Source organism: Limibacillus sp. (genome assembly GCA_037379885.1).
In the GTDB taxonomy this organism is placed as follows: Bacteria; Pseudomonadota; Alphaproteobacteria; order Kiloniellales; family CECT-8803; genus JARRJC01.
The window spans coordinates 1-4,857 of sequence record JARRJC010000089.1 but is presented as its reverse complement, the minus strand read 5'-3'; the positions used below and the strand labels follow the sequence as shown (position 1 = coordinate 4,857).

Sequence of the window (4,857 nt, the reverse complement as noted above, 5' to 3'; positions counted from 1 at the left end):
GCCAAGGCGGGGTCGATAAAGCAGGGACCCAGGCCCTCGCGGGCGATCAAGGGGCGGCAGGCCGCCCCGCCACGCAGAAGCGTCGCGCGCAGCACCGCCGAGAAGGAGGCCGCCGAGGCGTCTTCGGGCGAGGCGTTCATCACGGCAAGGCAGAGCGGCTCGACGAGCGGCCGGTAGAGACGGTGGCTGGGCTCCAGGCAATCGGCGACGGAGGCGTCGCGCGAGGGGTGCAGCAGCAAGCGCCAGAGCCCCAGGTAGTCCCCGATGCCCACACCGGGGGCGCGCCCGGACTTGCGCAGCAGCCAGAAGGGCAGCGCCGTGCGGCCCAGGTTCATCTCCCAGCGCTGTCCGGTGCGAAGGTCGTGGAAGGCGAAGCGGGCGGGCAGCTCGGACAGTCCCTGGCCGTTGCCGACCTCTTCCAGAAAGGCGAGCGCATTGATGTTCGCCGCGAGCAGCAGGTGATTGCCGTTGTCGATCTGCGCGCCGAGCTGCGGATCGTTCCAGGAGCGGCAGCGGCCACCGGCCTGCGCCGACTGTTCGTGGAGCAGGACCTCGACCCCCGCCTCGCTGAGCGAGAGGGCCGCCGCCAAACCGGAAAGGCCGGCGCCCGCGATATGGACCCTGCGGAGCGGTGTCGGCGCCATGTTCTCAAAGGACCCCGTGGCGCAGGGCCAGCCAGGTCTTCTCCCAGGCGGGCAGGCGCATGCGCGCCTCCTGCGGCCAGCCTGCGCCGCGCATGCGCGCCAGCAGGCGGGCATAGACGGCCAGCATTAGACTGGGCGCGCGCAGCCGTCTGCGGCCCCGCGCGTCGATCAGGCGCTGCGCTTCCTGAAAGCGCGCCTCCGCCTCCGCGGCGAGGAGGGCGCAGGCGCGCGGCAGGGCCTTGTCCTGAAGCACCGCCTCCGGCGAGGCGGCCTGGACGCCTGCTTCCTTGAGCAGTTCGGCCGGCTGGTAGAGCCGCCCGCGCCGCGCATCCTCCTTCAGATCGCGCAGGATGTTGGTGAACTGCAAGGCCTCGCCCAGCACCTCAGCGAGGCGCAGGTCGCGCGGCTCCCGGCAGCCCAGGATCGAGAGCGTCAGGACGCCGACCGATCCGGCGACCTTGCGGCAGTAAAGCGCCAAGGCCGCGCGTTCCGGGGCGACCGGCGGCTTGGCCACATCCCAGGCCATGCCGTCGATCACGGCCTCCAGTTCCTCGCGCGGAAGCTGGAAGCGCTCTGCGGCGCGGCCCAACGCCTGCCCGATCTCGCTCTCCGGTGCGCCGCCGTAGGCCCGGTCGACTTCCAGGCGCCAGCGCTCCAAGGCCGCCAGGCGGTCCTCGGGCGCTCCGGGGGCGTCGGCGATGTCGTCGGCCCGGCGGCAGAAGGCATAGACGGCGTAAAGCGCCCGGCGCTGTTCGGGCGGCAAGAGCCTCATGCCCCAGTAGAAGGAACTGCCCGAGGCGCGGACGATGCGCTCGACTTCCAGGGTCGCGACGCTCATCGCGCCAAGCCTCCCCAAAGCAGCCCTCGGGCGCCCGCGAGCAGGAAATCCATGCGCGTCAGCTTCACCGGGCGCGCCAGCGGATCACGGCGCAGCAGCCGCCGCAGCAGCGTCTCGGCGAGCCGGTGGGTGGTCGCCGCCTGGACCAGCAGGCGGCGGCTCTGCAAACCGGCCAGGAGTCCCTCGGCCTGGGCCAGAAGCGAGTCGCTACGCCAGAGGCAATCGTCGATCACCCGTCGCAATCCCGCGCTGGACGAGAAAGCTGCAAGATCGCGCGGCTCCACCTTCTCGTCGGCCATCCAGTCCTCCGGCAGGTAGATCCGCCCCAGACCGAGATAGTCGCTGCGCAGGTCCTGCAGGTGATTGAGGACCTGAAGCGCGCTGCAGAGCGCGTTCGCGCCGGGATAGAGCGCCCGGTCCTCGCCGTGCAGGTCCAACAGGAAGCGCCCGACCGGCTCGGCTGAGAGGCGGCAATAGTCGCGCAATTCCTCCCAGGAGGCGTAGCGCGCCTTCCGGGCGTCCTGCTGGAAGGCCAGCAGAAGGTCGCCCGCGTGTTCATGCGCGATCGCCCGCTCTCTCATCAGATCGCCCAGGCGGTTTGCGGTGGCGAGCGCCTCGTTGCGCTCCCGGCCCTCCAGCCCGGCCTGAAAGCGCTCCAGCCGGGCGGTCTTGTCTTCGGGCGAAAGCTCGGAGTTGTCGGCGATGTCGTCGGCGGCGCGGGCAAAGGCGTAGTACGCCATCACCAGAGGCCGGTCCTCCGGTCTCAAGAAGCGCGAGGCGACGGGAAAGTTCTCGTCCTCCGCGCCCTTGCCAGACGGCGTCTCGATGGTCTCGCTCTCCCTCATCACGGGCTCCAAGCCTACAGTGGCCCCAAGGGCCTGTCGCGTCCTCATCCGCCCAGTTGGCCGAAGCGCTTCAGGAACAGGGCCTTGGCCTCGTCCGGCGGTACGGGCGACAAGCGGATCCCGGCGGTCTTGGCCGAGGGCGCCCCGAAGAAGCGCCTGGCCTCCTCTTTGGAGAATCCGGCCAGCTGGGTCGCTTCAAGGTAGGCCGCAAGTGTATCCGAACGCTTAATGGCGGCGCGCGCCTCCTGCCCCGGCGGGGGAATCAGCCCGAAGCGGATATGGACGGCGTCCATCAAGCGGTTCTCGAAATCCTTGTAGTCGAAGCCTACGGCGGCCTTGAAGGGCGAGATCAGGTCGCCCACCACGTACTCCGAGGCGTCGTGGAGCAGGGCCGCCAGAAGCCATTTGCGCGGCGCCCTGGGCCGCAAAAGCGCCAGGATATCGGCCACCAGCACCGAGTGCTCGGCGACGGAGAAGGCCCAGTCGCCCGAGGTCTGGCCGTTCCAGCGCGCAACGCGGGAGAGGCCGTGAGCGATGTCGTCTATCTCGATGTCGAGCGGAGAGGGCTCCAGGAGATCGAGGCGGCGCCCGGACAGCATCCGTTGCCAGGCGCGGGGTTTCTCCTCCTTGCGCGCCACCGGACTGCCCCCGCCTCAGCAGTCGCCGAAGGCGATGAAGTGCGGGTTCTCGAAACCGGGCTTGCCGTAGGTCAGCGGCTTGCCCTCTTCGGTTTCGACCCGGCCGCCGGCCGCGCGCAGGACCGCGTGCCCGGCCGCCGTGTCCCACTCCATGGTGCGCCCGAAGCGCGGATAGAGGTCGGCCTTGCCGGTCGCCAACAGGCAGAACTTCAGGGAGGAGCCGGTCGTGACCTTCTCGGCCACCTGGAACCGCAGCAGGAAGTCGTCAAGCGCGCCGCCCGCGCCATGGCGGCGGCTGGCGACCACGGTCAGGCCCGCTTTGGGCGCCTTCCTGATCTCGATCGGCATGGCCGGTCCGCCGGTCTCCGAGAAGAAGGCGCGCTTCTCGCCCGCGGGCGAGGTCAGGCCGCTCCAGGTCATGGAGAGCGCGGGTGCGTGCACCACGCCGGCCTTGGGACGCCCGCCTTCGATGAGGGCGATGTTGACCGTGAACTCGCCGTTGCGGCTGAGGAACTCCTTGGTGCCGTCGAGCGGATCGACCAGCCAGAAACGCCCGCCGGACAGGTCGGGGGGATTGTCGAGATCGACGCTCTCCTCCGTCACCACCGGGATGTCGGGCGCCAGCATCTGAAGCATCTCCAGAATCAGCCGGTCGGCTGCCAGATCGGCCGCCGTCACCGGCGAATCGTCTTCCTTGGTCTCGACCTCAATGCCCTCGGCCGTCCGATAGACCTCCATGATGGCGTCGCCCGCGCGCTCGGCGATCATGCGCAGCGCAGAGAGCAGGTCCCCGGGACTGGCGGCTTCGCGGGCGGCTTCGCTCATTGCGCGGCGGCCTTGGCCTGATTGAGCAGCGCCCAGATCTTCGAGGGGGTCGCGGGCATGTCGATGGCCGTGACGCCCAGCGGCGAGAGCGCGTCGATGACCGCGCCGATCAGCGCGGGCGGCGCGCCGATGGCCCCCGCCTCGCCCGCACCCTTGATGCCGAAGGGGTTGGTGGCGCAAGGGATGTCCTGCACGAACTCCAGGTCGATCTCCGGCAGGTTGTCGGCGCGCGGCATGCCGTAGTCCATGAAGGAGCCGGTCAGCAGCTGCCCGCTCTCCTCCTCGTAGGCGGTCATCTCCAAAAGCGCCTGCCCCAGGCCCTGGGCGATGCCGCCATGGACCTGCCCGGCGGCCATCAGCGGGTTCACCAGCGTGCCGAAGTCATCGACCACCGTGTAGCGCTCGATGGCAAGGGTGCCGGTCTCGCCGTCGATCTCCAGCTCCACCACGTGGCAGCCGTTGGGATAGGTCAGCGTCGGGTCCTTGAAGTTATAGGTCTCGGCCAGCTCGTCGCTCTCCATCAGCTCGTCGGGCAGGCTGCCGCCATAGGCGGCGTCCGCGACGGCGGTGAAGCTCACCTGCTTGTCGGTGCCCACCACGGCCAGCGCGCCCTCGGTGAACTCGATGTCCTGCGGCGAGGCTTCCAGCAGGTGCCCGGCGATCTTCTTCAGGCGCTCCTCAACCTTGTCGCTCGCGCCCTCGATCGCGTAGCGGCCCATGAGGAGAGAGCGCGAACCGCCGGTGCCGCCGCCCGAGGTCAGCTCCTCGGAGTTGCCCTGGCGCACCCGCACGTTGGCAAGGTCGACGCCGAAGCGCTCGCTCAGGATCTGGGCGTAGGCGGTGGCGTGGCCCTGGCCGTTGGACTGGGTGCCGACATAGATGGTCATGCCGCCGTCCTGGTCGAGGCGAACCTTGGCCTCCTCCTGCCCCACGCCGCCGCAGGCCTCGATATAGCAACCCATGCCGAGACCCCGGAAGTTGCCGCGGGCCTTCGCTTCCTCCTTGCGCGCCGCCAGCCCCTCGACGTCCGCCTTCTCCAGGGCCCGGGTCAGAACCCGCGCGAAATC

At 69.9% G+C, this 4,857-nt stretch carries 6 protein-coding genes; all 6 read right to left on the bottom strand.

Annotated features, from left to right (window positions below; translation table 11 throughout):
* A partial coding sequence (locus tag P8X75_14495) for an FAD-dependent oxidoreductase (protein MEJ1996391.1) occupies positions 1-644 on the bottom strand: 644 nt, incomplete at its 3' end.
* A 4-nt stretch (positions 645-648) separates the two neighbouring features.
* Positions 649-1,482: a presqualene diphosphate synthase HpnD gene (gene hpnD, locus P8X75_14490; protein ID MEJ1996390.1), complete on the bottom strand. Its 834-nt coding sequence runs from the start codon at positions 1,480-1,482 to the stop codon at positions 649-651.
* Positions 1,479-2,327, bottom strand: a complete 849-nt coding sequence (locus tag P8X75_14485; GenBank protein ID MEJ1996389.1) for a squalene/phytoene synthase family protein — start codon at positions 2,325-2,327, stop codon at positions 1,479-1,481. Before P8X75_14485 ends, hpnD begins: the two co-directional genes overlap by 4 nt.
* A 44-nt stretch (positions 2,328-2,371) precedes the next feature.
* Positions 2,372-2,926 carry an HD family hydrolase gene (locus P8X75_14480; protein ID MEJ1996388.1) on the bottom strand — a complete coding sequence of 185 codons (555 nt, stop codon included), beginning with the start codon at positions 2,924-2,926 and terminating at the stop codon, positions 2,372-2,374.
* Between the two features lie 54 nt (positions 2,927-2,980).
* On the bottom strand, positions 2,981-3,790 hold the full coding sequence (gene cysQ, locus P8X75_14475; GenBank protein ID MEJ1996387.1) for a 3'(2'),5'-bisphosphate nucleotidase CysQ: 810 nt from the start codon (positions 3,788-3,790) through the stop codon (positions 2,981-2,983).
* A partial coding sequence (locus P8X75_14470) for a molybdopterin-dependent oxidoreductase (protein ID MEJ1996386.1) occupies positions 3,787-4,857 on the bottom strand: 1,071 nt, incomplete at its 5' end. The genes cysQ and P8X75_14470, both read right to left, overlap by 4 nt.

Excerpts from the sequence above, each read along its gene's own strand:
- hpnD (MEJ1996390.1), bottom strand. The coding sequence starts at position 1,482 with ATGAGCGTCGCGACCCTGGAAGTCGAGCGCATCGTCCGCGCCTCGGGC.
- P8X75_14485 (MEJ1996389.1), bottom strand. The coding sequence starts at position 2,327 with ATGAGGGAGAGCGAGACCATCGAGACGCCGTCTGGCAAGGGCGCGGAG.
- P8X75_14480 (MEJ1996388.1), bottom strand. The coding sequence starts at position 2,926 with ATGCTGTCCGGGCGCCGCCTCGATCTCCTGGAGCCCTCTCCGCTCGAC.
- cysQ (MEJ1996387.1), bottom strand. The coding sequence starts at position 3,790 with ATGAGCGAAGCCGCCCGCGAAGCCGCCAGTCCCGGGGACCTGCTCTCT.